At 63.2% G+C, this 258-nt stretch carries 1 protein-coding gene; it reads left to right on the top strand.

Translation table 11 applies throughout. The annotated features are described in order from the left end of the window. On the top strand, window positions 1-258 hold a 258-nt coding region (locus SB771_RS35530), incomplete at both ends, for a helix-turn-helix domain-containing protein (protein ID WP_410722108.1).

Here is a 258-nt window from a genome sequence, read left to right as displayed (position 1 = left end):
ACCGCGATTTTCCTGTACAAGACCTGTTACGCCACTTGCTGGCAGATACACGCTCGTCCAGCGAAATTGCGCGACTTTCTGGCGTCAGCCAACCGACGGTGTCGCGGCTTCGGATGTCGGACGGGCGCCGGCTGCGGCGCAGCGCGCCATTCAATAAGCTATGCAGTTTCTATGGACTGAATGCGCCCGGCCCGCGTCGCTACAACGACCTGCTGCGCGAGGCGATCGTCGACGCCTGGGACGGCTCGGACGAGCACG

It is taken from the genome of Burkholderia sp. SIMBA_051, from assembly GCF_046534915.1.
In the GTDB taxonomy this organism is placed as follows: domain Bacteria; phylum Pseudomonadota; class Gammaproteobacteria; order Burkholderiales; family Burkholderiaceae; genus Burkholderia; species Burkholderia ambifaria.
The sequence above is the reverse complement of the archived record's forward strand: the minus strand, read 5'-3'. Positions and strand labels throughout refer to the sequence as shown.